Source organism: Desulfosarcina alkanivorans (genome assembly GCF_009688945.1).
In the GTDB taxonomy this organism is placed as follows: Bacteria; Desulfobacterota; Desulfobacteria; order Desulfobacterales; family Desulfosarcinaceae; genus Desulfosarcina; species Desulfosarcina alkanivorans.
Genome location: NZ_AP021874.1, coordinates 4,500,272 through 4,526,925 on the forward strand (window position 1 = coordinate 4,500,272; position 26,654 = coordinate 4,526,925).

General features: G+C 62.4%; 20 protein-coding genes. 17 read left to right on the forward strand and 3 right to left on the reverse strand.

The genetic code is table 11. From position 1 onward, the window contains the following. Window positions 1–226 precede the first annotated feature (226 nt). From gltB to DSCA_RS19740, 17 genes are all read left to right on the forward strand, one after another. Window positions 227–4,774 (forward strand): glutamate synthase large subunit, encoded by a 4,548-nt coding sequence (gene gltB / locus DSCA_RS19660; RefSeq protein ID WP_155318046.1) that lies wholly within the window; start codon window positions 227–229, stop codon window positions 4,772–4,774. A gap of 5 nt (window positions 4,775–4,779) precedes the next feature. Further along, window positions 4,780–6,240 (forward strand): glutamate synthase subunit beta, encoded by a 1,461-nt coding sequence (locus DSCA_RS19665; RefSeq protein ID WP_155318047.1) that lies wholly within the window; start codon window positions 4,780–4,782, stop codon window positions 6,238–6,240. 351 nt (window positions 6,241–6,591) lie between these two features. After that, the gene (locus tag DSCA_RS19670; RefSeq protein ID WP_155318048.1) at window positions 6,592–6,930 is read left to right on the forward strand and encodes a P-II family nitrogen regulator; all 339 of its coding nucleotides are present in this window, start codon (window positions 6,592–6,594) and stop codon (window positions 6,928–6,930) included. Window positions 6,931–6,976: 46 nt separating this feature from the next. Further along, window positions 6,977–8,479, forward strand: coding sequence for an ammonium transporter (locus DSCA_RS19675; RefSeq protein WP_197904634.1), 1,503 nt, complete (start codon window positions 6,977–6,979; stop codon window positions 8,477–8,479). Window positions 8,480–8,821: 342 nt separating this feature from the next. Beyond that, window positions 8,822–9,436: a helix-turn-helix domain-containing protein gene (locus DSCA_RS19680; protein WP_155318049.1), complete on the forward strand. Its 615-nt coding sequence runs from the start codon at window positions 8,822–8,824 to the stop codon at window positions 9,434–9,436. 139 nt (window positions 9,437–9,575) lie between these two features. After that, window positions 9,576–10,493: a class II glutamine amidotransferase domain-containing protein gene (locus tag DSCA_RS19685; RefSeq protein ID WP_155318050.1), complete on the forward strand. Its 918-nt coding sequence runs from the start codon at window positions 9,576–9,578 to the stop codon at window positions 10,491–10,493. Window positions 10,494–10,583: 90 nt separating this feature from the next. Beyond that, window positions 10,584–13,670, forward strand: a complete 3,087-nt coding sequence (locus DSCA_RS19690; RefSeq protein WP_155318051.1) for a glutamate synthase-related protein — start codon at window positions 10,584–10,586, stop codon at window positions 13,668–13,670. Between the two features lie 66 nt (window positions 13,671–13,736). Beyond that, window positions 13,737–15,149: a type III glutamate--ammonia ligase gene (gene glnT, locus DSCA_RS19695; RefSeq protein ID WP_197904635.1), complete on the forward strand. Its 1,413-nt coding sequence runs from the start codon at window positions 13,737–13,739 to the stop codon at window positions 15,147–15,149. A gap of 270 nt (window positions 15,150–15,419) precedes the next feature. Continuing rightward, window positions 15,420–15,896 (forward strand): YbaK/EbsC family protein, encoded by a 477-nt coding sequence (locus DSCA_RS19700; RefSeq protein WP_155318052.1) that lies wholly within the window; start codon window positions 15,420–15,422, stop codon window positions 15,894–15,896. A gap of 146 nt (window positions 15,897–16,042) precedes the next feature. Further along, entirely contained in the window at window positions 16,043–17,281 is a 1,239-nt protein-coding gene (gene lysA, locus DSCA_RS19705; protein WP_155318053.1) for a diaminopimelate decarboxylase, read from the forward strand. Between the two features lie 69 nt (window positions 17,282–17,350). Next, window positions 17,351–17,821 carry a pyridoxamine 5'-phosphate oxidase family protein gene (locus DSCA_RS19710; RefSeq protein WP_155318054.1) on the forward strand — a complete coding sequence of 157 codons (471 nt, stop codon included), beginning with the start codon at window positions 17,351–17,353 and terminating at the stop codon, window positions 17,819–17,821. After that, window positions 17,818–20,073 (forward strand): PEP/pyruvate-binding domain-containing protein, encoded by a 2,256-nt coding sequence (locus tag DSCA_RS19715; protein WP_155318055.1) that lies wholly within the window; start codon window positions 17,818–17,820, stop codon window positions 20,071–20,073. The genes DSCA_RS19710 and DSCA_RS19715 overlap by 4 nt, the downstream gene beginning before the upstream one ends. Window positions 20,074–20,286: 213 nt before the next feature. Next, a complete protein-coding gene (locus DSCA_RS19720) occupies window positions 20,287–20,688 on the forward strand; it encodes a hypothetical protein (protein WP_155318056.1) in 402 nt (133 codons plus the stop codon). A gap of 92 nt (window positions 20,689–20,780) precedes the next feature. After that, window positions 20,781–21,035 carry a hypothetical protein gene (locus DSCA_RS19725; RefSeq protein WP_155318057.1) on the forward strand — a complete coding sequence of 85 codons (255 nt, stop codon included), beginning with the start codon at window positions 20,781–20,783 and terminating at the stop codon, window positions 21,033–21,035. Window positions 21,036–21,082: 47 nt separating this feature from the next. Further along, window positions 21,083–23,584: a M1 family metallopeptidase gene (locus DSCA_RS19730; RefSeq protein ID WP_155318058.1), complete on the forward strand. Its 2,502-nt coding sequence runs from the start codon at window positions 21,083–21,085 to the stop codon at window positions 23,582–23,584. A 202-nt stretch (window positions 23,585–23,786) separates the two neighbouring features. Further along, on the forward strand, window positions 23,787–24,290 hold the full coding sequence (locus DSCA_RS19735; protein ID WP_331457169.1) for an endonuclease/exonuclease/phosphatase family protein: 504 nt from the start codon (window positions 23,787–23,789) through the stop codon (window positions 24,288–24,290). Window positions 24,291–24,477: 187 nt separating this feature from the next. Next, entirely contained in the window at window positions 24,478–25,467 is a 990-nt protein-coding gene (locus DSCA_RS19740; RefSeq protein WP_155318059.1) for a threonine ammonia-lyase, read from the forward strand. Between the two features lie 159 nt (window positions 25,468–25,626). Here DSCA_RS19740 and DSCA_RS19745 read toward each other — a convergent pair whose 3' ends face one another. The 3 genes from DSCA_RS19745 to DSCA_RS19755 form a co-directional block, all read right to left on the reverse strand. Further along, window positions 25,627–25,818 (reverse strand): hypothetical protein, encoded by a 192-nt coding sequence (locus DSCA_RS19745; RefSeq protein WP_155318060.1) that lies wholly within the window; start codon window positions 25,816–25,818, stop codon window positions 25,627–25,629. A 280-nt stretch (window positions 25,819–26,098) separates the two neighbouring features. Next, the gene (locus tag DSCA_RS19750) at window positions 26,099–26,365 is read right to left on the reverse strand and encodes an aldo/keto reductase (protein WP_155318061.1); all 267 of its coding nucleotides are present in this window, start codon (window positions 26,363–26,365) and stop codon (window positions 26,099–26,101) included. 27 nt (window positions 26,366–26,392) lie between these two features. Then, window positions 26,393–26,602 (reverse strand): aldo/keto reductase, encoded by a 210-nt coding sequence (locus DSCA_RS19755; protein ID WP_155318062.1) that lies wholly within the window; start codon window positions 26,600–26,602, stop codon window positions 26,393–26,395. Between the last annotated feature and the right edge of the window lie 52 nt (window positions 26,603–26,654).

Below are 26,654 nucleotides of genomic sequence, written 5' to 3' on the forward strand. Positions count from 1 at the left end.
TATTAACAAAAATGAAACTTTTGGAACAACATATGTACGATTTTGTAGTAAAGGCCCGCACGGATTTAGGCCACTGTTCCCCCCACCACCACCCGAATGCGGGGCAGGCCGATCAAGGGGCTTGCCAAACCCCCCGATGGTGGTCCATAAACGGAATGTAGCTTGCACTCTATTCGCAAACGTTATTTCCATTCGGACATGACTTGAAAGAAAGTGCGGTGACACCATGCCCCCTGCCGGCATCACGACAGCCCCTCGCCCGCCTCATAACGGTCTTTACCATCCGGGATTCGAGCACGACGCCTGCGGCGTCGGCATGATCTGCGACCTCAACAACCGCCCCGGCCACCAGCTGGTCCGGGATGCCCTGCAGATCCTGGTGAACCTCACCCATCGCGGTGCCTGCGGCTGCGACGAAACCACCGGCGACGGCGCCGGCATCCTGATCCGAAAGCCCCACCGGTTCCTGCAAAAAGCCACCCGGGAGGCGAATGTTCCTCTGCCGGCCGAAACGGATTATGCCGCCGGCCTGGTCTTCCTGCCCACGGACCGGGATCGGCGCCGGGCGGCTCAATCCGCGCTGGCTGATGCCGCCCATCAGAAAGGGCTGGTCTTTCTGGGCTGGCGGGCGGTGCCGGTGAATCCGGAGGCCGCAGGCGACCTGGCCCGCCGGGTCATGCCCGAGATTCGTATGCTGTTCGTGGGCAAGGCCGATCCCCGTGAGGATGCCGTGTCCTTCGAACGCCGCTTGTATCTCATGCGCAAAAGCGCCGAACGCCGGGTTCACCGTCCGGTTGATCCCGAAGGCGGTCTGTTTCACATCGCCAGTCTCTCGTCACGGACCCTGGTCTACAAGGGCATGCTGCTGGCGGACCAGATGAGCGCCTTTTACCCGGACCTGTGCGACCCGGAAATGGCCAGCGCCCTGGCCCTGGTCCATCAGCGCTACAGCACCAACACCTTTCCGTCCTGGGACCTGGCCCAGCCCTTTCGCTATCTGTGCCACAACGGAGAGATCAACACGGTACGGGGCAACATCAACTGGATGCGCGCCCGCGAACCGCTCTTTCGCGACGGTGCGTTCGGTGACGGCATGGCGGACCTCATCCCGGTCGCCACCCCCGGCGGCAGCGATTCGGCCACCCTGGACAACGCCCTGGAGCTGCTGCTGCACACCGGCCGGCCCCTGGCCCAGTGCATGATGATGCTGGTTCCGGAAGCCTGGCAGCACCATGAGACCATGAGCCGGGCCAAAAAGGATTTTTACGCCTACCACGCCTGTCTGATGGAACCCTGGGACGGCCCGGCGGCCATTGCGTTCACCGACGGGATCAACGTGGGCGCGGTGCTGGACAGAAACGGCCTGCGGCCCGGCCGCTACACCGTGACCCGGGACGGCCGGGTGATCATGGCCTCGGAAACCGGCGTGCTGCCGGTGGACCCGGCCGACGTGGCCCTCAAGGGCCGGCTTGAGCCCGGCCGCATGTTCCTGGTGGATCTGGAGCAGGGCCGCATCGTCCATGACGACGAGATCAAGGAGAGCATGGCCGCCAGACGCCCTTACGGGCGCTGGATGCAGGAAAACCTGCTTCATTTGAACGATCTGCCGCCGGCCGGTCCGCCGCCGGCCCCCTCCGGCGACGACCTGAACCGCGAGCAGCAGCGCTTCGGCTACACCGCCGAGGACCTTAAACTGATCCTGGGCCCCATGGCCGAAAAAGGGATCGAACCCACCGGGTCCATGGGCGACGACATCCCCCTGGCCATCCTTTCCCGACGGCCCCGGCTGCTCTACGACTATTTCCGCCAGCTGTTCGCCCAGGTGACCAATCCGCCCCTGGACGCCATCCGGGAGCGGCTGGTCACGGCGCTTTCCGCCACCATCGGCCGTGAACGCAACCTTTTTGCCGAAACGCCCCTGCACTGCCGCCAGCTTCACCTGGCGCAGCCGATCCTCACACCGGAGGACCTGGCGGCCATCCGTGCATCTGGCCACGAGGACCTGCAGTCGGCGGACCTGTCCATCTGCTGGCCCCTTGCTGAAGGCGGGCAGGGGCTGACCCGCGCGCTGGAGGCCTTGTGCCGCCATGCCGCCCGGCAGGTGGAAGCGGGCGCCCGCCTGCTGATCCTCTCCGACCGGGATATTCCCGAGGGCCACGCCCCCATGCCCGCCCTGCTGGCCACCGCCGCCGTGCACCACGGCCTCATCGATGCCGGCATGCGCTCGGAATGCGGCCTGATCGTCGAAACCGGCGAGGCCCGCGAGATCCACCACGTCTGCTGCCTGCTCGGCTATGGCGCCGGGGCGGTGGTTCCCTGGCTGGCCCTGGCCACCATCGACCGGCTGGCCGAAACGGGGCGCCTGGACGGCACCGGCCGGCATACGGCCCGGGAGTACTACACGGCTGCCGTTGACAAGGGGATCCTCAAGGTCATGTCCAAGATGGGCATCTCCACCCTGCAAAGCTACCGGGGCGCCCAGATCTTCGAATGCGTGGGCCTGGACCGGTCCGTGGTGGACCGCTGGTTCACCGGCACGGTCTCGCGTATCGGCGGGGCGGATATGGACGTGATTGCCCGGGAAATCGAGGCGCGCTGCCGGATGATCGACGCGCCGGCCGCAGCTGACCCGCTATTGACCCCGGGCGGCCGCTACCGGTGGCGCCGGGACGGCGAGGCCCACCAGTACAACCCGGAAACCATCCCGTTGATCCAGCAGGCCGTGCGCCAGGATGACCAGGCCGCCTGGCAGCGCTATTGCCGGGCCGTGCAGGGCCTCAACCGGCAGGAGGGACTGATCCGCGGGCGGTTCGATTTCATTCCGGCCGGCACGCCGGTGCCCCTGGACGAGGTGGCGCCCTGGACCGACATCGTCCGGCATTTCAAGACCGGCGCCATGTCCTATGGTTCCATCAGCCGGGAGGCCCACGAAACCCAGGCCATCGCCATGAACCGCATCGGCGGCAGGAGCAACAGCGGCGAAGGGGGCGAGGACGCGGACCGTTTCGATCCCGATCCCAACGGCGACTGGCGCAACAGCGCCATCAAACAGATCGCTTCGGGGCGGTTCGGTGTCACCATCGGCTACCTGGCCAGCGCCGTGGAGCTGCAGATCAAAATGGCCCAGGGGGCCAAGCCCGGCGAGGGCGGACAGCTGCCCGGGGAGAAGGTCTACCCCTGGATCGCCCGCACCCGCCACAGCACACCCGGGGTCGGGCTCATCTCGCCGCCGCCCCACCACGACATCTACTCCATCGAGGACCTGGCCCAGCTGATCTATGATCTCAAGTGTGCCAATCCGCGGGCCCGCATCAACGTCAAACTGGTTTCCGAGGTCGGGGTGGGCACGGTGGCCGCCGGTGTGGCCAAGGCCGGCGCCGACGTCATCCTGATCAGCGGCGAAACCGGCGGCACCGGCGCATCCCCGCTCACGTCCATCCGCTACGGCGGCCTGCCCTGGGAGCTGGGGCTGAGCGAAAGCCAGCAGACCCTGGTGCAAAACGGCCTGCGCGACCGGGTGGTGCTGGAGTGCGACGGCCAGCTCAAAACGGCCCATGACGTGGCCGTGGCCTGCCTGCTCGGTGCCCAGGAATTCGGTTTCGGCACCATCTCCCTGGTGGCCCTGGGCTGCGTCATGATGCGCGTGTGCCACCTGAACACCTGCCCGGTGGGCATCGCCACCCAGGACCCCGAGCTGAGAAAAAAATTCACCGGCCGGCCCGAACACCTGATCCGGCTGATGCGATTCATTGCCGAGGACCTGCGCACGATCATGGCCCGCCTGGGCTTTCGCACCATCGCGGAAATGGCCGGCCGGGTGGACCGGCTGAACATCAGCCCGGCAGTGGCGCACTGGAAGGCGCAGGGCCTGGACCTGAGTCCCATCCTTCACCACCCCGAGCCGCCGCCGCACATCGAGCGGCTGTGCATTCCCGGGGGGCTGATGAACGACGCGGACGGCCCGCCGGACAGCGACCTGATCCGGCAGGCCCTGCCGGCCCTCGAAGGCGGACCGCCCGTAACCATAGATCTGGCCATCACCAATGTCCGGCGCACCCTGGGCACCCGCCTCAGCTACGAGATCGCCAGGCGCCATGGCGGCCTCGGGCTGCCCGACGACAGCATCGTGATCCGGGCGACCGGCAGTGCCGGCCAGAGCTTTTTCGCCTTCGGCGCCCGGGGCGTCACCGTGCGGGTCAAGGGGGATGCCAATGACTATTTCGGCAAGGGCCTTTCCGGTGCCGTCCTGGCCATCCGGCCGCCGGACCATGCCGCCTTTGCCGCCGAGGAGAACATCATCGTCGGCAACGTGGCCCTGTATGGCGCCACCGCCGGTCGGGCCTATATCCGCGGCCGGGCCGGGGAGCGCTTCTGCGTGCGCAACAGCGGCGCGAAGGCCGTGGTGGAAGGCGTGGGCGACCACGGCTGCGAATACATGACCGGCGGCCGCGTGGTGGTGCTGGGACCCACGGGGCGCAATTTCGCCGCCGGCATGAGCGGCGGCATCGCCTATGTGCTGGAAGACGAAAACGGGTGGTTCCGCCAGTTCGGCTGCAACCGGGAATCGGTGGACCTGGACCCCCTGACCGACGACGACGCCACGGAACTGTCAGGCCTCATACAAGCGCATGCCGCCGCGACCGGCAGTTCGGTTGCCGAACGGCTCCCGGCGCACCCCGCTTCGCTGAAAGGGCAATTCGTCAAGGTGATGCCCAGGGAATACAAACGGGCCCTGGCCCGCCTGAGCCCGGAGGAAAGGTCGATGGAGGGATAACGATCATGGGAAAACCCACGGGATTCATGGAGCACGACCGCCAGCTGCCCGACCGGCGGCCGGTTGAAGAGCGGGTCGGGGATTTCAGGGAGATCTACCGGCCCTTTCCTGAACAGACGCTGCGCGACCAGGCCGCCCGCTGCATGGACTGCGGGGTGCCGACCTGCCACGCCGGCTGCCCGCTGGGCAACCGCATCCCCGACTGGAACGACGAGGTGTACCACGGCCGGTGGGAAGCGGCCTTCCGGCAGCTCATGGCCACCAATAACTTTCCAGAATTTACCGGCCGCCTCTGCCCGGCCCCCTGCGAGGAAGCCTGCGTACTGGCCATCAATGCCCCGGCGGTGACCATCGAGCAGATCGAAAAAACGATCATCGAAAAAGCATTCGAGAAAGGCTGGGTGCGTCCGCAGCCGCCGTTGCGGCGCACGGGAAAAACGGTGGCCGTGGTCGGTTCCGGCCCGGCCGGCCTGGCCTGTGCCGTGCAGCTCAACAGCGCCGGCCACACGGTGGTGGTGTTCGAACGCGACGCCATGCCCGGCGGACTCCTGCGCTACGGCATCCCCGACTTCAAGCTGGAAAAACAGGTGGTGGACCGGCGGCTGAACCTGATGGCGCAAGAGGGCATCGCCTTCAAAACCGGGGTTCATGCCGGCGTGGACCTGAGCGCAGAACGCCTTTGCGCCGACTTCGATGCACTGGTCCTGTGCTGCGGCGCCACCCGGCCGCGGGACCTGCCCATACCCGGCCGCGAACTGGACGGCGTCCACTTTGCCATGGCGTTTCTCACCGGCCAGAACCGCGTGATCGCCGGCGAAACACGGACCGTGGCCGTGGATGCCGGTGGCCGGCAGGTCATCGTCATCGGCGGGGGGGACACGGGCAGCGACTGCATCGGCACCAGCCACCGCCAGGGAGCCGCATCGGTGATCAATTTCGAGCTGCTGCCCCGGCCGCCGGAAGATCGGCCCGAGTCCCAGCCCTGGCCTTACTGGCCCATGCGCCTGCGCAGCAGCAGCTCCCATGAGGAAGGCGGCAGGCGCCACTGGAATGTCCTCACCAAACGCTTCATCGGCGACACGGGCCGGGTGCGGTCACTGGAAACCGTTGCCGTGCAGTGGGTCGAGGAATCCGGCCGTCCCGTGCGATTCGAGGAAGTGCCCGGATCCCAGCGAATATGGCCGGCGGACCTGGTGCTGCTGGCCATGGGCTTTACCGGACCGGAGCCGGATACCATCGTGGCCCGGCTGGACCTGGCGCTGGACAAACGGGGCAACATCCACACCGGCAGCGACTACATGACGTCGCGAAACGGTGTTTTCGCCGCCGGCGACGCCCGCCGCGGCCAGTCCCTGATCGTCTGGGCCATCTCCGAAGGCCGGGAGGCGGCACGCGCCGTGGACCGGTTCCTCATGGGACGGACCGACCTGCCGGAGAAGGAATGCTGCGACCTGCCGCGGAGGTAAGGGGCCACGCAATTGACCGCTTCCCCCGATTTGGAATGTCCCCCCCAATACCCGTCGCCGCCATGGCGTCGCCCCTTGCCGGGCGGCCCGGACGGCATCCCGCCAGCGCCCCCAAATATTACATTATAGTAATATAAGCCCTAAATACAGACAACATTGTCGTTTTGTTGTCGCACCCCCCGCCTGCCACCGACCCATCGATTTTCATTAAATGAAAATATTTTTCACTGTTAAAACAGGGGTTACCTGACCCGCAAGGGGTTGACCGGTTCGATTGGAACACCTCTTGCTGGAGTACGCCTATACGATCAGGAGCCACGGGGCCAATTCAAGAGAAAGGGGTATTGCGGGATGAGAAAAATCGAAGCCATCATCAAACCGTTTAAACTGGATGAAATGAAAGAAGCCGTGAGTAAAATCGGCATCAAGGGAATGACCTTGTCCGAAGTCAAGGGCTTCGGCCGCCAGAAGGGGCATAAGGAAGTGTATCGGGGAGCGGAGTATCAGGTGGATTTCGTGCCGAAAGTCAAACTGGAAATCATCGTGGATACGGATATGTGTACAAAAACCGTCGAAACGATCATGCGCGTTGGCAACACCGGCAAAATCGGCGACGGCAAAATTTTCGTGCTGCCGGTCGAACGCGTTGTCCGCATCCGTACGGGGGAGTCGGGCGTCGAGGCGATATAGGCATACTTTTTATTTTTGGATGCACGTCAACACAAGGAGATCAAAGATGAAACAGACACGGGCTTGGTCGATTACGCTGATGGTCGTATTACTCACGATGGCATGGGGAATGCTTTTCCCGGCCGGCGCCGCCCAGCCGGCAACGGATGATGTTGCGCTCAGGGCCTTCCCGGCCGAACTGTTTCAAGGCAAAAGCCAGGCAGACATCCAGAAGGAGCTGCCGGTCTCCGGTGCCTATCGGGATGAGACATCTCCCGTTGCAGAAGAGATCGCGGTCGAGGTGGATGGGGTCGCCCGGCAGTTCACCGTCTTTCGCTACCTGTCGGCTATCGAGATTATGCAGTATCGCGGAGATGTGCTCTGGACCTGCATTGCCGCCTTTCTGGTGTTTATCATGCAGGCTGGTTTCGCCATGCTGGAGGCCGGTTTCACACGGGCGAAAAATGCCGTTAACATCATGATGAAAAACATCATGGATTTTTGTATCGGCACCATCGCCTTTCTGGCCATCGGCTTTCACCTCATGTTCGCCGGCCCCGATGAATCCCTGTTCTGGCTGGGCAGCACGGCCGCCACCCAATGGGGATTTCCCTTCTGGCTGTTTCAGTGCGTGTTTGCCGCCACCACGGCCACCATTGTTTCCGGCGGCGTGGCCGAACGGACCAAATTCACCGGCTACCTGGCCTACAGTGTGGTCATCTGCGCCTTCATCTATCCGGTATTTGGCAGCTGGGCCTGGGGCAGCCTGCTGGACGGCAGCGGGTGGCTGGAAGGACTCCTGGGCGTCGGCTTTTACGATTTCGCCGGGTCCACGGTCGTTCACTCCATCGGCGGGTGGCTGGCCCTGGCCGGTGCACTGGTCATCGGTCCGCGAATCGGCAAATTCGCGCCGGATGGAACGCCCAAGGCCCTTCCCGGACACAACCTGCCCTTTGCGGTCATCGGCGGTTTCATCCTGTGGCTGGGATGGTTCGGCTTCAACCCCGGCAGCACCACCACATTCGACGGCAACCTGGCCCGTATCGCCGTGATGACCAACATTGCCGGGGCAGCCGGCGGCATCGGCGCCATCATCGCGATATGGGCATACATGAAAAAACCGGATGTCGGCATGACCGTCAACGGATTTCTGGCCGGCATGGTGGCCATCTGCACGGCAGTGGATGTGGTCAGCGTCACCGGTGCATTCATGATCGGCCTGGTTGCCGGTGTTCTCGTTGTCTTCAGCGTCCTTTTCATTGAACGGACCCTCAAAATAGACGACCCGGTCGGCTGCATCAGTGTCCATGGTGTCTGTGGGGCATGGGGAACCCTGGCCTATGCCTTCTTTGGCGTCGAGGAATTCAGCATGACCGTTCTTTTCGCTCAGCTGATCGGTATCGGGATCGGTTTTATCTGGGCATTTGGCACCGGGATGGTTCTCTTCCTGGCAATCAAACACACCATCGGACTCCGGGTCACCCCTGAGGAAGAAGAAGAGGGGCTGGACATCGGCGAACATGGCGGGGCGGCATATACGGCCTTCCCGCAGCACAATCTGGCGCCCTGAAGCCTGCGGGTATAACAGGCTGAGGCAACCCGAGTGGGCCGGGAATTCTCTCCCCCGGCCCACTTCACCCGATCATTGGATACCCTAACCCCGGTGGATCATCCCGCGCCGGTTACTGGATAACGGCGAAAACCCCTCAACAAGGCCCGACGGCGGCATCGGGGCCGGGAGGGATGAGGTCGCTCAAAAATGTTTCATTATAATAAAAATATTTTAATTTAAGGCAACCGTAAAGGGGCCGGGAGAATTGACGGCGTTTTTGTTACCTGTTAAAAGAGCCCGACACGTCACCCAAGCAGTCCGAGAACGGATAAAACCGGCAATGTGTTCAGCAGGCATCGAATGAAAAAGCAAATCGACCCATCCAGGCGCTCCGGTCAGTCCAACAAACTGGAGATTGCCATCGGGAGCCAGATCCGCAGCTTCCGGAAAAAAATGGACCTGACGATTGCCGAACTGGCCCACCTGGCGAACTTGTCCATTGGCATGCTGTCCAAGATTGAAAATGGCAATGCGTCGCCGTCGCTGTCCACATTGCAATCCCTGTCCGATGCACTGAACATTCCGGTAACCGCCTTTTTTCGAAAGTATGAAGAACGGCGGGACGCCAGTTTTGTTCGCGCGGGACAGGGCCTGGTGATCGAGCGAAGAGGGACCCGCGCCGGCCACGCATACCAATTGCTGGGCCACAGCGTTGGAAAATCCATCTCGGTGGAGCCGTATCTCATCACGCTGACAGTCGAATCCGAAGTGTTCCCCCTATTCCAGCACACGGGCATGGAGTTTCTGTATATGCTGGAGGGAAAACTGCTCTACCTGCACGGTAACAAATCCTACATGTTGGAACCGGGTGATTCGCTCTTTTTCGATGCGGACACCACCCATGGTCCCGAAGAACTGGTCGAACTGCCGATCCGGTTCCTGTCCGTCATTGTCTCTCCCCGATTTTCTGAATAGTCCGGCCGCTCTGTAACCACGGCAAAAACGGATACCCCGGCTGCGTCCGACGGCGCCCGGGCGTCACGGCGCCGTTTGCAGAACGGCCTCCCGGCCATCCGATCACGTGACGTCATCGGATGCGAAAAAGGAGAGCGCCATGTGTGCAATCGCAGGACTTCTATTTAAAAATGGGCAGCGCAATACCCTGAACATGACCACCGGAGAGGCGTTGACCGCCATGCTCGATGCCACCCTGCACCGCGGGCCGGACTCGGCCGGATGGGCGCTTTATCACGAACCGATGGACCGCCTGCTGCGGGTGCGGTTTTTTCTCTCGGACACGCGTTCACCCGAAGCGGAGATCCGGCACATTCGCGAACTGCTTGCCGGCCAGAAGGTCCTCATCAAAAAGGAGAAAACCCTCGGCTGCACATACGGCGCCATTGTCGCTTATGACGGTGATGTGCTGGCGTTGACCCATGCGCTCGAAAGCAAGGCCCGCCTGGTCTCCATCGGATCCAGCCTGGATATCATCAAAGACGTGGGACAGCCCGTCGGTCTATCGCAGAAATACGACATCGCCCGCTTCGACGGCAATCACGGCATCGCCCATATTCGCCTGGCGACCGAATCCGGGGTTCACCCGGACACGTCCCATCCCTTCTGGGCCTGCGGGTTTTCGGATGTGGCCACGGTGCACAATGGCCAGATCACCAACTACTGGATCATGCGCCGGCGTCTGGAACGCAGGGGCATGCGCTTCCAGACAGAAAACGATACCGAGCTGATCGCCGTCTACCTGGCCTATCAGATGAGCCGGGGCATCTCTTTGGAAGCATCCCTGGAAAGCAGCCTGGAAGACCTGGACGGGACGTTTTCCTACCTGGTCGCCACCCGGGACGCCATCGGATACGCCAAAGACAAACTGGCCGCCAAGCCCATGGTCAAATACGAGGATGAGGAACTGATCGCCATCTCTTCGGAAGAAGTCGGCCTCAACCGGCTCTTTCCGGGACGCGCCCTGGAGACGACCGAACCGGCGCCGCTGACCTGCGGGTTGTGGTCCCGGAATTGAATTTTGATCATCGACAAGCAGCATCCTTGGCCCCAGGCCGGTGTTCTCACGATGTTTAAATACAGCAATCACTCACAAAGGCAAACATATATGGCTACGATTGATCTTTCGACCATGCCGATCAAAACGGCAAATGAAGTCATCAAGGGATACGGCGCAATCCATCAGGATGTAGAGATCCTCAACCCGGACGCCAGGCACTATATTGCCGTCGGCCTGACCAATCCCGTCGCCATCGATATCCGTGGGTCGGCCGGATATTTCTGTGGCGGGCTGAGCGACAGTCCACGGATTCGTGTGCGCAAAAACGTCAGCTGGGGCGTCGGCGACAATCTGCTTTCCGGTGCCATTGTCGTGGAGGGCAACGCCGGCGCCATCGCCGGGGAAGCGCTGCGGGGCGGCGAAATCGTGATCAAAGGCAATATGGGCAGCCGAGCCGGGCAGGTGATGAAAAAAGGAACCCTGTGTTGCGGGGGCAATGCCAGCTTCATGGCCGGCTATATGATGTATGGCGGCCGGCTGATCATCCTGGGCGACTCCGGCCCGCAGGTGGGTGAGAACATGGCCGGGGGTGAGATTTTCGTGGGCGGCACCATCGACTCCATCGGCTGCGACGCCATGGAAACCGACGCCGGCGCCGCGGAGATCGAATCGATTTTCGAATTTCTGGACCGCTACGGCATCCCTTTCACCGGCGCCTTCCGGAAAATCGTCAGTGCCGGCAAGGATCTGAAATACGGAAAGCCCGAACCGGCATCCACCCGCATGCCTTACCCCGTCTTTTCCGGAGCGGCCGCGTCCTACTGGAACGAAAAAGTACAACAGGATCTTCGGGTCAAGAGCAAGATCGGCCGTTACCGCATCCGGGGGTATGGAACCACCCGGCACCTGCCCCACTTCAGTGATCTGGCCTTTAGAAAGGATATCTCCGGGGCAATCGAAAAAGACGGTGGGGAAGGACCGGTGAACCTCAGGACCCTGATCGGCGACCGGCACGGTGCGCGGGCCATCGACCTGAGCATGCCGGCCATGATCGCCCCCATGAGCTATGGGGCCTTGAGCCCGGTCATGAAACAGGCCCTGGGGATGGCATCCCACCTGTCGGGCATTGCCGACAACACCGGTGAAGGCGGCATGTACTCGGTGGAACGGGCGGAAGCCAGGCAGTTGATTGCCCAGTGCCTCTCCGGTCGGCTGGGGTGGAACATCCACGATATGAAACGCTCGGACGGGTTGGAAATATACATTTCCCAGGGGGCCAAACCCGGCCTCGGCGGCCAGCTGATGGGCGCCAAGCTGACCCGCGACATCGCCGACATGCGCGGTATTCCGGCCGGCATGGACCTGCGCTCGCCGTCCCGCCACCCCGACATCCTGGGCGGCGACGACCTGATCATGAAGGTCCGGGAGTTCAAGGAAGCGGTCGGCGGGCGCCTTCCGGTCAGCCTCAAACTGGGTGGCGGCCGCACGCGGGACGACGTCAAGATCGCCTTCAAGGACGGACTGGATTTTATCGAGCTGGATGGGCTCCAGGGGGGCACCGGGGCCGCCGGCGATGAAGTGTCGGAATACGTGGGGATTCCCACCATGGCGGCACTCATGGAAGCCGTGGACGGACTGGAGGAGATCGATGCCGGCGGCAAGCTTCCCATCGTGCTCATGGGGGGCATCCAAAACGGCGTCGATGCGGCCAAGGCCATTGCCCTGGGCGCGGCCGCCGTCGGATTGGGCACGGGGATGCTGGTGGCCGGCGGCTGCACCGGCTGCATGGACTGCAGTTCCGGCAATTGCCCCGTCGGCATGGCCACCCAGGACGAGACGCAGACCCGCCGCCTGGACGCCCGGCAGGTCGCCCTGAAGATGCATGCCTACCTGGAATCCTTTCGCTGGCAGATGGCCGCGATCACCCGCGCCCTGGGCCATAGCGATGTCCGGCAGCTGTCACGGGACGACCTGGTGGCCCTCACCCCGGAAGCGGCCGCAATGACCCGCCTGCCGTATTGCCCCGAATACCGGAAGCCGTTGACGGTCGCGCCGGGCCATGCCGGCCGTGAAGCGACAAAGGGAAGAGAAACCGGCTCGGCCAATTTTACGCGCGGCGACCGCCGCTTCATTCGGGAGATGGCCGGCACGGATGCCGGCGATGCCGAGACCCGGCAGCGGCTCTTGCGGGGGTTATTGGTGCCGCGCGAGAATCCATTTCCGGCGGAACGCCCCGCCTGCCTGGATGACGTGGTCTTTCTGTCGGCGGCGCTGACCCGGCTGGTGATCGACCCCTACCGCGAAGCGTGCAGCACCCAAACCGATATCAGCCGCTGGATGGAGGTGGGCAAAAGGCCGGCGCAGATTCCATGCCTGCCGCTTTCGGAGCCCTTGCTGATCACCGGCTTCGACGAGGCGCCGGCGGGTGTCCGTGAAGCCCTGGCCACGAGCCTGGCCAGGAAGGGCTGCGCCTACATCGGCCGCCGGCCACTTTCCCCCGGCGCCGTGGAGACAACCGGAAAGCAACCCGTCAAGTGGCTTCAGCTCCTCCGGGCGGCCGATTTGCCGGATCCCGAGGCCGACGGGCTGATCTTTGCCTGCAGCTCCGGATGGGAAGGGGTTTCCATGAAACGCCTGCGACCGGACCAGCTGCTCGGCATGACGGTGTCGTCCCAGACCCTCCCCACGGCGATTCCCCATGCCCTGGAACAGCAGATGGACCTGCTGGTTCTGGATTGCACGGCCGGGATCGATCGGCCCGGGTGTGAATTGACGGCCACGCCCGACCTGACCGTCCTGCGGGACGCCATCCAGACCCTCAGGCAGCTGGGCAGGGAGGAGGAAATCGCCCTGGTGAACTTCGGCGGCATGCGCTCGGGCACCGATGTGGCCAAGGCCCTGGCAATGAATTGCATGGCCTCCGTTTTCAGCCTCGCACCGGGGCTGGCCATGGGCGGCGTGCTCGACGGTGACCGGCTGATCTTTCCGGACGCGGCACCACCGGCATCCCTGGCGGCGGACCTCGACAACTGGATCACGGCCACCTCCCAGGAAATCGCCATCATTGCCCGCTGCACCGGAAAAACCGATGTTCACAACCTGGAGCCCGAAGACATGCGCTGCATCAGCATGGCCACTGCCGAAGCCATCGGGATTCCGCTGGCGTCCGGTCAAGTCAAACGGGAAGGATTTTAACGACGGATCAACCGGCGCCTGAAGCCCGAAGCCATATACGTTTACGCTTAACAGGGGGATGAAACAATGAATCAAGTCGTCGCAATGAAAAAAGAGGCCGCATCGGATGCAGAAAAGCGCGAACAGGTGCGCAAACAACTGGAGGAACAGGGAATTGAATTCCTTTTGGCGCAATTCATCGATATTCACGGCAGTCCCAAGGTCAAACAGGTGCCGGTCGGGTGCTTCGACGATATCGTCGAGGCGGGTGCCGGTTTTGCGGGGGCGGCCGTCTGGGGGATGGGACAGGGACCGGAAAGCCACGATTTGATGGCCCGGGCGGACCTGGATACCTTCTGCCAGCTGCCATGGAAGGATAACGTCGCCATCGCCAGCTGCAATATCTACGTTGACGGCGTCCCCTGGCCTTACTGCCCCCGCACCAACCTGATACGGATGATGGATCTTTTCGCATGCGAAGGGTACCTGCTCAACGGCGGCTTCGAACCCGAGCATTTCCTGGTCGAAAAAGGGCCGGACGGAACCCTCCGAGCCTGGGACCCGCAGGGCATCGATGTGCTGTCCAAACCCTGTTACGATTTTAAAGGCATGAGCCAGACCATGGATTACCTGCAGGACATCATCCGCTTCGGCAACCAGATGGGGTTCGGCATCTACCAGAGCGACCATGAGGATGCCAACGGCCAGTATGAGATCAACTTCGGCTGGACCAACGCCCTGCATACGGCCGACCGGCTGGTCCGGTTTCGGATGCTGGCCGGCCAGACGGCCGCCAAATATGGCGCCACCGCCACCTTTCTGGCGAAGCCCTTTGACGACAAGACCGGATCGGGCGCCCATCTGCACTTCCATGTCGCCGACGCCCGTAATCAGGAAAATCTCTTCCCGGCCGGCTCCGAAGCCGAAAACATCAAAGGGCTGGGACTGTCCGAAACGGCCATCTACTATATCGGCGGCCTGCTGAAGCATATCGGCGCCCTGACGGCAATCTCGTCGCCCATCGTCAATTGCTACCGTCGCATCCAGAGCGGTGAATTTGTCTACTCGTCGGCATCCGGCTACACGTGGACACCGTCGTTTGCCTCCTATGGGGACAACAACCGCACCCAGCTTTACCGGTGCCCGGACAACAATCGGGTCGAAGACCGGTCACCGTCGGCCATGGTGAACCCCTACCTGTTCATGGCCGCCCACATGGCCGCCGGGCTGGACGGGATAAAAAATAAAATCGATCCCGGCGAGCCGATCATCGGGGAAAACGTCTGGAACCTGTCCTACGATCAGCGCCGCGAGCGCGGGATGCTGCTGCTCCCGCAAAACCTGCTCGAAGCCATCGAAGCGCTCGAGGCCGATGAGGTCGTCAAGTCCGGATTGGGGCCAATCGCCGACGAATACATCAAATTGAAGAAAAGCGAATGGGGCGAATTCATGAAACATGTCACGCCATGGGAGGTCGATCGGTACCTCACCATGCTTTAACCCCGCCGGCGCGGGCCGCAAGCCGTTTATTCCGGTGGCACCTGAAGATGCCGGCCACGTCGTGCCGGACGTGATCCGGCATCCGGTCTTTTCCCGCCCAAGGGCAACCGTTTCCGGCGTGGCCGTGACACGCCTCCGGTCTGTTTGGGAGATAAGGCCGGGCTGGGCCGATGAAACCGCAATCGCCTGCTGCCGGCGCACCGTCCGTGATCCAGGGCCCGGCAGCGGATGGCCCCCGCATCGCAACCCCATCGCCCCGAGTGACAGAACATGGTATACCCGACCGTCATAGAAATGCTTGAACAAAGCGGCGCCGCCTTTCACATTCACGACCACGTGCCCGTTACCACCATGGACGAGGCAACCGCAAAAGTCCCCCACCTGACCCACGATCTCATCAAAACGGTGGTGTTCAGAATCAGGCACGCGGACTGGATTCTGGCTGCCGTAAAAGGCGGCGACCGGATACACTACAAAAAGCTGGCGGCCGCCCTTGCCGTCAAACGCACCGACCTGCGGTCGATCGCTCCGGATCAGGTTGAATCCGGATTGGGATTCGAGGTCGGCGGGGTAGGCCCTTTTCCTGTGCGCAGCGATATCCGGATCGTTTTTGATGAGGCGCTGCGGCACGCAGGAACCGTATTTTGCGGCAGCGGAAAAAACACGCAGACCGTCGAGATAAAAATGGCCGATCTGATGGCGCTCTCTGGCGGCCGGGTCTACCCCATCACCAAGCCAGGACGATGAGTCCGACAACCCGTCGCCCTTCTGTCGTCGACCCGGCCTGAAGTCCCCTCCCCGGTGTTGCCGGCAAAATAGGTGTTACCTGAACTGAGTTTAAGTGCTAATATGATGGCAACGGCTACTTATTATCCGATCGAAGGACCCCAACCATGGATTATTTCGAATACCGCGACGGCGCCTTGTGGGCGGAAGACAAACGCGTCACCGACCTGATGGAAACATTCGGCACGCCCCTGTATGTCTATTCGGCCAAAACCCTTCGGCGCCATTACAACGCGTTCGATGAGGCATTAGGGGGGCTGAGCCACCTGGCCTGCTTTTCGGTAAAAGCCAATTCCAACATCAGCCTCCTGCGCCTTCTGGGCCGTCTGGGGGCCGGCGTGGACATCGTCTCCGGCGGAGAACTGCACCGGGCCCTGACCGCCGGCATCGACCCGGGAAAGATCGTTTTCTCCGGCGTGGGCAAGCAGGCCCACGAAATCCGGGAGGCCCTGGCGGCCGGCATTCTCATGTTCAACGTGGAATCCGTGCAGGAACTGGAGCACATCGGGCGAATCGCCGCCGCCTTGAAAACGCAAGCCCGGATCAGTATCCGCATCAATCCAGACGTGGACCCCGAAACCCATCCCTACATCTCCACCGGGCTCAAAAAAAACAAGTTCGGCCTGGACATGCGCGACGCCGCCGACGCCTATCTGCTGGCCAGGGATCACCCGGCAATCGATCCGGTGGGCATGGACTGCCACATCGGCTCCCAGCTGACCCGCATCGGACCGTTTGTGGAAGCCCTGGAAAAACTGCTGGCCTTCGCCGACCGGCTCGCCCGTTCGGGGGTCGGCATCCGCTACCTCGATCTGGGCGGCGGCCTGGGCATCACCTATAACGAGGAGGCCCCGCCCCTGCCCGCGGATCTGGGACGGGCCATCGCCGGGGCCCTGGCAGAAAGAGACCTGACCGTCATCCTTGAACCGGGGCGCGCCATCGCCGGCAACGCCGGTATTCTGGTGACCCGGGTTCTCTACACCAAAAAAACCCGGGCCAAAAATTTCGTTATCGTGGATGCGGCCATGAACGACCTGGTGCGGCCCTCCCTTTACGGCGCCTACCATCGCATCGGCGAAGTGGTCCCCGGGGGCCGCGAAAGCATGATGGTGGACGTGGTGGGTCCCATCTGCGAAAGCTCCGATTTTCTGGCCCAGGACCGGATGCTCCCGGCGATGGAACCCGGTGAGGGTCTGGCCGTCTTTTCCGCCGGCGCTTACGGCTTCACCATGTCCTCCCAGTACAACTCCCGGCCACGGGCCGCCGAAGTCATCGTGGACGGCGAGCGGGTCACCCTGGCGCGCAGGCGGGAGACCTACCAGGATCTGGTCGCATTGGAAATGTAACCCGAACGGGAATCCGGAATAACAAGGTTTCATCCCGCGGATGACCGTCGTGCCGGAGGCAACAGACCCATGAAGGACATCCGTGAATTAAAAGCCCGTCTCGCCACCCTGTTTGCCGAGCAGTACTTTGCCGTCCTGGCCACCCGCAGCACGGACCGGATCCACACCACCCTGGTGGCGTTTGCCGCCGCGGATGACCTCAAGACCCTTTTTGTGTGCACCCCCCGGGCCACCCGTAAATACAGCAACCTCAAACTAAATCCCTCGGTTTCCCTGCTGGTGCACAACAGCGCCAACATGGCCACGGACATCCGCCAGGCCATGGCCGTGACCATCTCGGGCGATGCCGCCGAGGTTCCCGAGAACCGGCTGGAGGGGGCCCGGCGCGTGTACCTGGGCAAGCAGCCCCACATGTCCGACTTCGTCAGATCGCCCAACACGGCCATCATCGAGGTGGCCGTCCGGCGCTACGATGTGGTGGCCCACTTCCAGGACGTCACCATCCTGGAAATCCGGGAAGACCGGATCGTGGCCCCATGACGGGCATCCTCCCCTTCGAGGGCATCGAACCGCGCCACCGGGGACTGGTGGGGGGCAAGGCCCTGGCCCTGGCCGCCCTGCAGCGCAGGGGGATCACCGTCCCCGGCGGTCTGTGCGTCACCACGGCCGTTTACCGGGAGGTCCTGCGCACCACCGGCCTGGGCACCCGCATCGCCATGGAGCTGGGCCGGCTTCCCCTGACGGCGATGCGCTGGGAGGAAATCTGGGACATGGCCCTGCGCATCCGCAGTCTTTTTCTCCGTACGCCCATCCCCGGCCGCCTGAAAGACGCTCTCACACCTGAACTTGAAGCCCGTTTCGGCGGTCATGCCGTGGCCGTGCGTTCATCGTCTCCCCAGGAAGACCGGTCCGGCGCCTCGTTTGCCGGCCTGCATGACAGTTACGTCAATGTGCGGGGCACCGATGCCATCCTCGAGCACATCCGCCTGGTGTGGGCCTCCCTGTGGTCCGACGGTGCATTGCTCTACCGCCGGGAGCTGGGCATGGACATGCAGAAAAGCGCCATGGCGGTGATCGTCCAGAGGCTGGTGGACGGCGACTGCTCCGGGGTGGCCTTTTCCATGAGCCCCGATGGCGCCGGCCATGCGGTGGTCGAGTCGGTCTACGGACTCAACCAGGGGCTGGTGGACGGCACCATCGCCCCGGATCGGTGGAACCTGGACCGGCGAAGCGGTCGGGTTCTGGAACACACCCCGGCCGTGCGCCGGCAGGCCCTCCGTCCCGTGGACGACGGCGTCGCCGCGATGCCGCTGACGGATGCCGAAAAGAACCAACCGCCGCTGGCGGCCGGGGCGCTCGACCGGGTGTTCCGCCTGTCCATGGACCTGGAGGAAACGTTTGGCCGGCCCCAGGACGTGGAGTGGACGGTCAGGGGCGACAGGCTGTTTCTGCTCCAGAGCCGGCCGGTGACCACGGTCGGGGATGCGTCGGCAGACGGCAACGCCTGGTCGGCGGCGGACAAGCGCCCCTGGTACCTGAGCCTCAAGCGCAGTTTCGACAACCTGAAAACCCTGCACCGCCGCATCGAAGATGAACTCCTGCCGCAAATGGCGGCCGAGGCCGAGCGGCTCTCCCGAACCGACCCGGCCGGGCTTTCCGATGAAGGGCTGATCGACGCCATCCGGACGCGCATGCGCATCCACCGGCACTGGGTGGATGTCTACTGGCGCGATTTCATCCCCTTTGCCCACGGGGCCAGGCTGTTCGGCCAGGTCTACAATGACCTGGTCAGACCCGACGACCCCTACGCCTTCACCGCCCTGCTGGGCGAGACCCGCATGACCGGGCTTGATCGCAACCGCGACCTGCAGCGGCTGGCCGGAATGATCCGGGAGAGCGATCGGCTGCGCGAACAGCTGACCGCCGGTGCACCGGACGATGCCCCCCCTGACTTTACCGAACACCTGAATGCATTCCTGGCCCGATATGAAGACCTGACCTTCAAATCGGTTCGTTTTTTCAAGGACCGGTCCGGATTGGTCCGCCTGCTGCTGGAGATGGCCGCCCAACGCACACCCGGGCCCGTGGCCGGGAAACCGGACATGGCCGCATTGACCGCCGACTTCATCAACCGGTTTCCCCCGGATCGGCAGGGGTTTGCCCGGCAGATCCTGGAAATCGGCCGGTCCAGCTACCGGCTGCGCGACAACGACAACATCGTCCTGGCCCGCATCGAGGCCCAGCTGCTCAAGGCCGTCGACGAGGGAAAACGACGCATCGGCGTCCTCGACCGGGTGGACGTGGGCGTCCTCACCCCGACACAGGTGGCCACCCTGCTGTCGGATCCGGATGCGCGGCCCGACATCGCCGGCGAACAGGAGGCCATCGACGAACCCGTCCAGCATCAGGGCCGGCCGGGTCTGGGCCCGGCGGCAGGGGTCACCGCCGACGGGGACTTCGTCATGCGGGCCCGCCAGGCGATCGGCCAGCCCGCCGGTCAGGGTCTGGCCGTGGGTCCGGCGCGGGTGATCTCGGCGGTGGACGATCTGTTCCGGTTCAAAGCCGGCGAAATCCTGGTCTGCGATGCCATCGACCCCAACATGACCTTTGTGGTGCCCCTGGCAGCGGCCATCGTGGAGCGCCGGGGCGGCATGCTGGTTCACGGGGCCATTATCGCCCGCGAATACGGCCTGCCCTGCGTCACCGGCGTGGCCGACGCCACCACCCTGATCCACACCGGCGACCGGATTACCGTGGACGGTTACCTGGGCATCGTCACCCTGGACACGTGACGGCACCCCGATGAGGGCCCCGCCCGACGGTTCCGCCGGTTGCGCCAGGGCCCATGGCGTGATAGAAAGCACATGAGAATTTGCGGCTTTCGCATCCTGGCGTCGCACCGCCATCCCACAACGCCTGAAACACCCTACCAACCATGACCCCGCGGGGTTTGCCCATGGTGCTCGCGGGGTGAGACGCAATCGGTGTCAACAAGGGGGCTGCACATGAAACGAACCGGTCTGAAGCTGTCGATCATCATCGCGCTGGCAATCGTCTTCAGCGCACCATCCTGCTGGGCAAAGGAAAAAGGCTATTGCTACATCGTGAGTTACGGCCTGCGTGAGAAAACCGCTTACATCACCCCGGTGTTTGTCGCCAAGGTATCGGGGGCGACATACAGCGAAGAAGAATTTGTGGCCGACATTGAACTGATCCGCAAAATGGAAGGGCAATTTCAAAACTATCTTTCCGGAAAGGGCCTGAATACAGCCGACTATGTCACCAGCGCCCGGGTGGCCTACCGTTCACAGGCCATTGCCGAAAAATACCGGGCCGATGAAAAAAACGGTTTAGCCGGCAGGGGCTATGCCATCAAGGACACGGGCGGCTTTAAATTCAGGAACTGACGGCTTCGTTTCGCGGGTTCTCTGTCTGGTAAAAATTCAGGGGTGGTTCAGGTATGGCCTTGCAGGCGTCAGATTACATAATTGGGGGGGTCATGGCGGTGGCGGCAGTTATCGCTGCCGGATCCTTTTCGGTCATCGCAAGCTACCTGTTCGACCGTGGCCTTGCCGATCGCAACGCGAAGGCGCCGAACATCATGGTGTGGTATAAAACCTATATGGCGCAGACCCGGCGACAAACCGGCCGGATCGGCACGCCATTCTGGCTCCATAGTGTATCCACCGGTATATTTATCCTCACCGGCGTGGTGTATACGATTGTACGGTTTATGATGCCCCGCTTCTTTTAACCCTGTTCCACCGGCACACGCTGTCACGCCTGACACCGGAGGTCTGCATGACTGTTCCCATCACACCCCAACACTACCGGCTCGCCATCGAGCCCGATCTTGAGCGCTTTACCTTTGACGGCCGGATGACCCTGCGGGCCACTGCCGACCAGCCCACCGGCACCGTCGATCTCGACTGTGCCGAGCTGGCCGTCTGGGGGTGCCGGATTGAACCGGACGAATCCGATGGGGCCCCGGTGGAATGCCCGTTTTCCGTAGACCCGGCCAACCAGCGGTTGACCCTCCATCTGCCCCGGCGAATGTCCGGCCCCATTCGGTTGACCATCGACTATACCGGTAAAATCAACGACCGCATGGCCGGCTTCTACCGCAGCCGCATCAAAGCGGGCACGCCCCCGGACCATATCGCCGTCACCCAGTTTCAGGAAAGCGACGCCCGGCGGGCCTTTCCCTGTCTGGACCACCCTGCGAAAAAGGCGGTCTTTGCCGTAGAAATGGTAATCGACCCTGCCCTGACGGCCATTTCCAATACCGACGTCCGCACGATCACCGAACTCGACGACGGGAGGCGTCGGGTCACCTTCGACCCGACGCCCGAAATGTCCACCTACCTGCTGTTTTTCGGCGTGGGCCCGTTCGAAATTCACGAGGATGGCGTCGATCCCCGGGTAAGGGCCGTCTGTCTGCCGGGGATGGGGGACCAGACCGCCTTCGGCCGCGAATTCGGCCGCCAGGCCCTGGCCTACGGCGAAGCCTACTATGCCATCGACTATCCGCTGTCCAAGATGGATCTGATCGCCGTTCCCGATTTTGCCTTCGGGGCCATGGAAAACTGGGGGGCGATCACCTTTCGCGAGAACCTGCTGCTCAACGTACCCGGCGTGACCTCGCGGGAAGCCCAGGCCCGCATCTGCGAGGTCATCGCCCATGAAATCACCCATCAATGGTTCGGCAACCTGGTGACCCCCGCACAGTGGAAATACCTGTGGCTGAACGAAAGCTTTGCCACCTATTTCGGTTTCGGCATGGTGGATCACCGCTACCCCGACTGGGAAATCTGGCACCAGTTTATCAGAAGCCAGACCGAAACGGCGCTGGCCCGTGACGCGCTGCAGGAAACCTTTGCCATTGAAATGCCGGGGGACGCCCAGGTGGCCATCACCACCAGCACGGCCCCGATCATCTACAGCAAGGGGGGCAGTATCCTGCGGCAGCTGGAAGCCTGGATCGGCCCCGCCCATTTCCAGGCGGGACTCCGGCGCTATCTGACGGATTTTGCCTATGGCTGCGCCGCGAGCCACCACCTGTGGGAATCCCTGTCGGCCGCTTCCGGCATGCCGGTGGACGAATTGATGCGCAACTGGGTCACCCAGCCGGGTTTTCCCGTGATCACCGCCCAGCGCGACAACCACACCCTGACCCTTCGCCAGCAACGCTTCACCTACCTGCCCGACGATGCGGCCCAGACATGGCTGATACCGGTATCGGTGGTCGCCTATGGCCCGGACGGCTCGACAACCACCCGGACGGTCCTGATGGAAAACGAACAGGCCGACATCCCCCTGCCGGCGGACACCGCCACATACAAGATCAACCCCGATCAGGCCGGGTTTTACCACGTCTGCTACACCGACGCGCAAAACCTGGCCCGCCTGGGGGATATGGTCAGGCAGCAGCAGCTTGTGCCCATGGACCGCTGGGGCCTGCAAAACGACCTTTTTGCGCTGGTCAAATCCGGCCGTGCGTCCATGGCGACCCTGCTGGACATGGCCGTCAACTATAGCGGAGAGCGCTCCTACCTGCCCCTTTCCAGCCTGGACAGCCACCTCTTCGAGGCCTTTCTGGTGCTGCGGGGCGACATCCGCGCCCGCATCGCCCACACGGCCACCGCATTGACGAACGCCGCCCTTGAGGCGATCGGACGCCTGCCCGAACCGGGCGAATCCCAGACCACGGCCATGCTGCGCGACCAGCTTCTGGTCCACGGCGCCTTGATCGGCAACCCGGACGTTCTCGCCTTCCTTGCCGATCATTTCGAGGCGTTTGTTAGCGGTTCCGCCATCGCCCCCGACATCTTCAAGGGCGTGGTGGTCGCCGGTGCCGTTTCGGGCGACCGGCCGGCCCTGGATGCCATGGTCCAGCGGTTGGCGGCCAGCGGGGTCGAGCATGAACGCATGACCCTGGTCGGTGCGCTGGGCGCGTTCGGTCAATGGCCCCTGCTGGAAAAAGCGCTGGCGTACACCCTGGAGAACGTACCGGATCGTATTCGGTTCATGCCCCTGGTGGCGGCGGCCGGAAACCCGGCAGCGGTCGACCGCCTGTGGCCCTGGTTCGAAGACCATTTTTCGCAAATCGCAGGGATGCATCCCCTGCTGTTCGAACGGGTGGTGGCCGCTTTCGTGCCCGGGCCCGGCCTGCTGGACCCGGAGCGCACCCGGGCATATTGCAGCGGCTTGCTGCAGACGCATTCCCGCCTGAAAGACGTGATTGCGCTCTCACTGGAACGCCTGGCCGTCAATGCCGCCTTTCGCCGGCGGGAAAAACAATAACTGGAGCGAGGTGACAGACGGGGTTGCGATCATCAAGCCAATACAATCTATTCTGTTGATTCTCAATTGTATTCTCCTTATTTTGACCGCAACGTTAGACCATGAACCATGAGCGTTGATATGTTTGGATCACTCATCGAGAGTATAAACATCTCGGCCCAATAATCAGTTATAGGGAGGGAAACCGCAGGCGATCTCCACCATCCGGCGAACCGCGGAGGCGGCTGCCCTGCGCATGATACTGGTCGACCTGATGAAAGGCACCGACACCCCCGTGGTGATCCTTGGCGACATGAACGACGCGCAGATGAGCAACACCCTGAACGTGGTCACCGGACAGCCGAACTACCTGGTCGGCCTCGACCAGGGGGGAAGCGACGTGGACCTTTACACCGTGGGCACCCTGCAGGAATACCGCAGCCTCCGGGACGTCTACTACACCCGCATCCACCAGAACCAGCGCGAATCGCTGGACCATATTCTCGTTTCCCAGGAATTCTACAATTCCGCCAAAAAGCGGATCTGGGCCTTTACGGGCATGCAGATCTTCAACGACCACCTCAACCACGACCACCACCGGGCCGACGGCACCTCGGATCACGGGATTGTCAGAGCGACCTTCGAATACCGCCCCAACCGGGGGCAGGCGATGAGAAGCACGTCCTCACCAGCAAGAGGAACGGCTCGATCCCGACAGACACCTTGAAAATTTTCGCCGACAGAAGCGCAGGCGTTCTCATGGACGCATCTGTTATGGTTGAATTTTTGCGTTCCTGTATCTGTTACCTGCACCCCATCCGGTTTATGATCCGGGCGGAAAGGATGGAGAGCCCTCTAACCTCATGCCCGTAATAAACGGGGATGGGCACGAACCCGAAAAAGGAGCCGCCACCATGAGCACCGATCAGGAACGACTGTCGCTGGCCCATGCCCTGGGCGCCCGGGAAACCCTCCGGCCCCACCTGTCGCCGACGCCCCTCAGGCAGTATCCCCGCCTGGACCGCCGCATCGGGGCGCAGCTCTATATCAAGCACGAGAACCACAACCCCACCGGCACCTTTAAGATCCGGGGCGGCATCAACCTCATGCACCACCTGGCCGGCCGGGGGATATCCGGGGTGACCACCTATTCCACGGGCAACCACGGCACCTCCGTGGCCGCCAGTGCCCGCCTGTTCGGTCTGACGGCCACCGTGGTGGTGCCGGAAGGGTCGAACCCTTTAAAAGTCCAGGCCATCCGGGATGCCGGGGCCGAACTGATCGAGCATGGAAGGGACTTCGAGGCGGCAGGGCAAAAAGTGGCGCAACTGGTGGAGGAGCGGGGGCTCTATTTCGTCCATCCGGCCAACGAGCCCCACCTGATCCACGGGGTGGCCACCGAATTTCTCGAAATCGTCGAGCGGGTGCCGGACCTGGATGTGATGATCATCCCCATCGGCGCGGGCAGCGAAGCCGCGGCGGCCATCACCGTGCTCAAGCAGATCCGCCCGCAAATCGAGATCATCGCCGTTCAGGCCGAAGCGTCGCAGGCGGCCTACCTCTCCTGGAAGGCCGGGGAAATTGTCACCGCCCCCAACAGCACCTTTGCCGGCGGGATGGCCACCGGCACGGCCTACCCGGTTCCCTTTGCACTCTACAAAGAGGCCCTGGCGGACTTCGTGCTGCTTTCAGAATCGGAACTTTACGAGGGCATCGCCCTGGCCGCCCACCACACCCGCAACCTCACCGAAGGCGCCGGTTCAGCCTGCCTGCGGGCCGCTTTTAAAATCCGCGATCGGCTGGCCGGCAAAAAAGTGGCGGTCCAGATGAGCGGCGGAAACGCCTCGGGGGTGGAGTTACAAAAAGCGATGGCATTACCGTGCCTGACCGACGGGACCTGTTAGTCCCCTTCCACAAACGGTCATTTTCAGAAAATGACCGCTCAATAAAATATTGGCACGTCGTTTGTATAGATTAACGGTAACTTACGACTTCCGTTCTACAGTACCTCCCTCCATCTGCCTCAGCACGAAATTGATAGCCTTTCGTGCTGAGGCTTCTCCTTACAAACGATGTCCGTCCAGAAATAGGCGAATCGGGGCGAGATCCGGGCGCACAAAAAAATTTCCGCAGGCATATGGTTGATATTCCAGCAATAACATGTTGAGCGCAACGCAGATATCGGGCAAATTGGGCATTGATGGATAGGCTTGAAATAGCCGCATGCCGTCTGCATCCAAGGAAATGTCTTTCATTTCGACCGATCTTTTTAATGGGAGCCACGGTTACGGGATGCAAAGAAGTGCATGCATAATATTTTTGCGGGCGAAACATTTTTATTTCGATTGGCGTGTGCGCCGTTTTGGGGTCGAAACCGGCTATAGGTTCGATTTGCAAAGGTTTGACAAACGGTCCAGGGTCCCTGAAGAGCATTTCAAGGAAACGCGGCGAACCTTTAATGGATGAAAATGGGTTCACGGATCCTGTCCACAGGGACATGCTCATCCCTGGCGGCGTTGCCCTGTAGCTGCAGCGCTATACGTTCACCCCGTTCATCCCCTTTCGGGTATATCTCTCTTCCTTGACCGCACCCGGGCAGAAAATGGCGTCTGTCTGTTCTATCTCTTCATGGTCAAGCCAACAGTTCACCGATTCGATATTATCCATAAGATAGCGGATATTGCCGGAACCCGGGATGGGAACGATATCATCGCCCTGGTGGAGCAACCACGCCAGCGCCAGCCGGGAAAGGGTGATGTTTCTGGCACCGGCGATCGTTTCCAGCCGACCGACCAGACGCATGTTCCCGTTGCAGCTCGCTTCGGAGGTTCAGGAAAGCAGGCGCCGGAAATCCTCATCATCCTGAATGGATTCTCGCGTCAGCTTTCCGGCGCGCAGTCCCCTGCCAAGGGGGCTGTAGGAAACAAAACCGATGCCGTTCTGGCGCAGCACCGGCAGCAGTCCGGCTTCTACATCCCGGGTAAACAGGGCGTATTCGGGCTGGATGCAGGTGACCGGGTGAGCGGCGTGCGCCTTCAATACGGGTCAGATGGAATCACCGCCTTGAAATCCATACTACAGAAGACATAAA

What these genes read in the sequence shown, in the direction of transcription:
- gltB (WP_155318046.1), top strand. Translation starts at nt 227, where the DNA reads ATGCCCCCTGCCGGCATCACGACAGCCCCTCGCCCGCCTCATAACGGT.
- DSCA_RS19665 (WP_155318047.1), top strand. Translation starts at nt 4,780, where the DNA reads ATGGGAAAACCCACGGGATTCATGGAGCACGACCGCCAGCTGCCCGAC.
- DSCA_RS19670 (WP_155318048.1), top strand. Translation starts at nt 6,592, where the DNA reads ATGAGAAAAATCGAAGCCATCATCAAACCGTTTAAACTGGATGAAATG.
- DSCA_RS19675 (WP_197904634.1), top strand. Translation starts at nt 6,977, where the DNA reads ATGAAACAGACACGGGCTTGGTCGATTACGCTGATGGTCGTATTACTC.
- DSCA_RS19680 (WP_155318049.1), top strand. Translation starts at nt 8,822, where the DNA reads ATGAAAAAGCAAATCGACCCATCCAGGCGCTCCGGTCAGTCCAACAAA.
- DSCA_RS19685 (WP_155318050.1), top strand. Translation starts at nt 9,576, where the DNA reads ATGTGTGCAATCGCAGGACTTCTATTTAAAAATGGGCAGCGCAATACC.
- DSCA_RS19690 (WP_155318051.1), top strand. Translation starts at nt 10,584, where the DNA reads ATGGCTACGATTGATCTTTCGACCATGCCGATCAAAACGGCAAATGAA.
- glnT (WP_197904635.1), top strand. Translation starts at nt 13,737, where the DNA reads ATGAATCAAGTCGTCGCAATGAAAAAAGAGGCCGCATCGGATGCAGAA.
- DSCA_RS19700 (WP_155318052.1), top strand. Translation starts at nt 15,420, where the DNA reads ATGGTATACCCGACCGTCATAGAAATGCTTGAACAAAGCGGCGCCGCC.
- lysA (WP_155318053.1), top strand. Translation starts at nt 16,043, where the DNA reads ATGGATTATTTCGAATACCGCGACGGCGCCTTGTGGGCGGAAGACAAA.
- DSCA_RS19710 (WP_155318054.1), top strand. Translation starts at nt 17,351, where the DNA reads ATGAAGGACATCCGTGAATTAAAAGCCCGTCTCGCCACCCTGTTTGCC.
- DSCA_RS19715 (WP_155318055.1), top strand. Translation starts at nt 17,818, where the DNA reads ATGACGGGCATCCTCCCCTTCGAGGGCATCGAACCGCGCCACCGGGGA.
- DSCA_RS19720 (WP_155318056.1), top strand. Translation starts at nt 20,287, where the DNA reads ATGAAACGAACCGGTCTGAAGCTGTCGATCATCATCGCGCTGGCAATC.
- DSCA_RS19725 (WP_155318057.1), top strand. Translation starts at nt 20,781, where the DNA reads ATGGCGGTGGCGGCAGTTATCGCTGCCGGATCCTTTTCGGTCATCGCA.
- DSCA_RS19730 (WP_155318058.1), top strand. Translation starts at nt 21,083, where the DNA reads ATGACTGTTCCCATCACACCCCAACACTACCGGCTCGCCATCGAGCCC.
- DSCA_RS19740 (WP_155318059.1), top strand. Translation starts at nt 24,478, where the DNA reads ATGAGCACCGATCAGGAACGACTGTCGCTGGCCCATGCCCTGGGCGCC.
- DSCA_RS19745 (WP_155318060.1), bottom strand. Translation starts at nt 25,818, where the DNA reads ATGAAAGACATTTCCTTGGATGCAGACGGCATGCGGCTATTTCAAGCC.
- DSCA_RS19750 (WP_155318061.1), bottom strand. Translation starts at nt 26,365, where the DNA reads ATGCGTCTGGTCGGTCGGCTGGAAACGATCGCCGGTGCCAGAAACATC.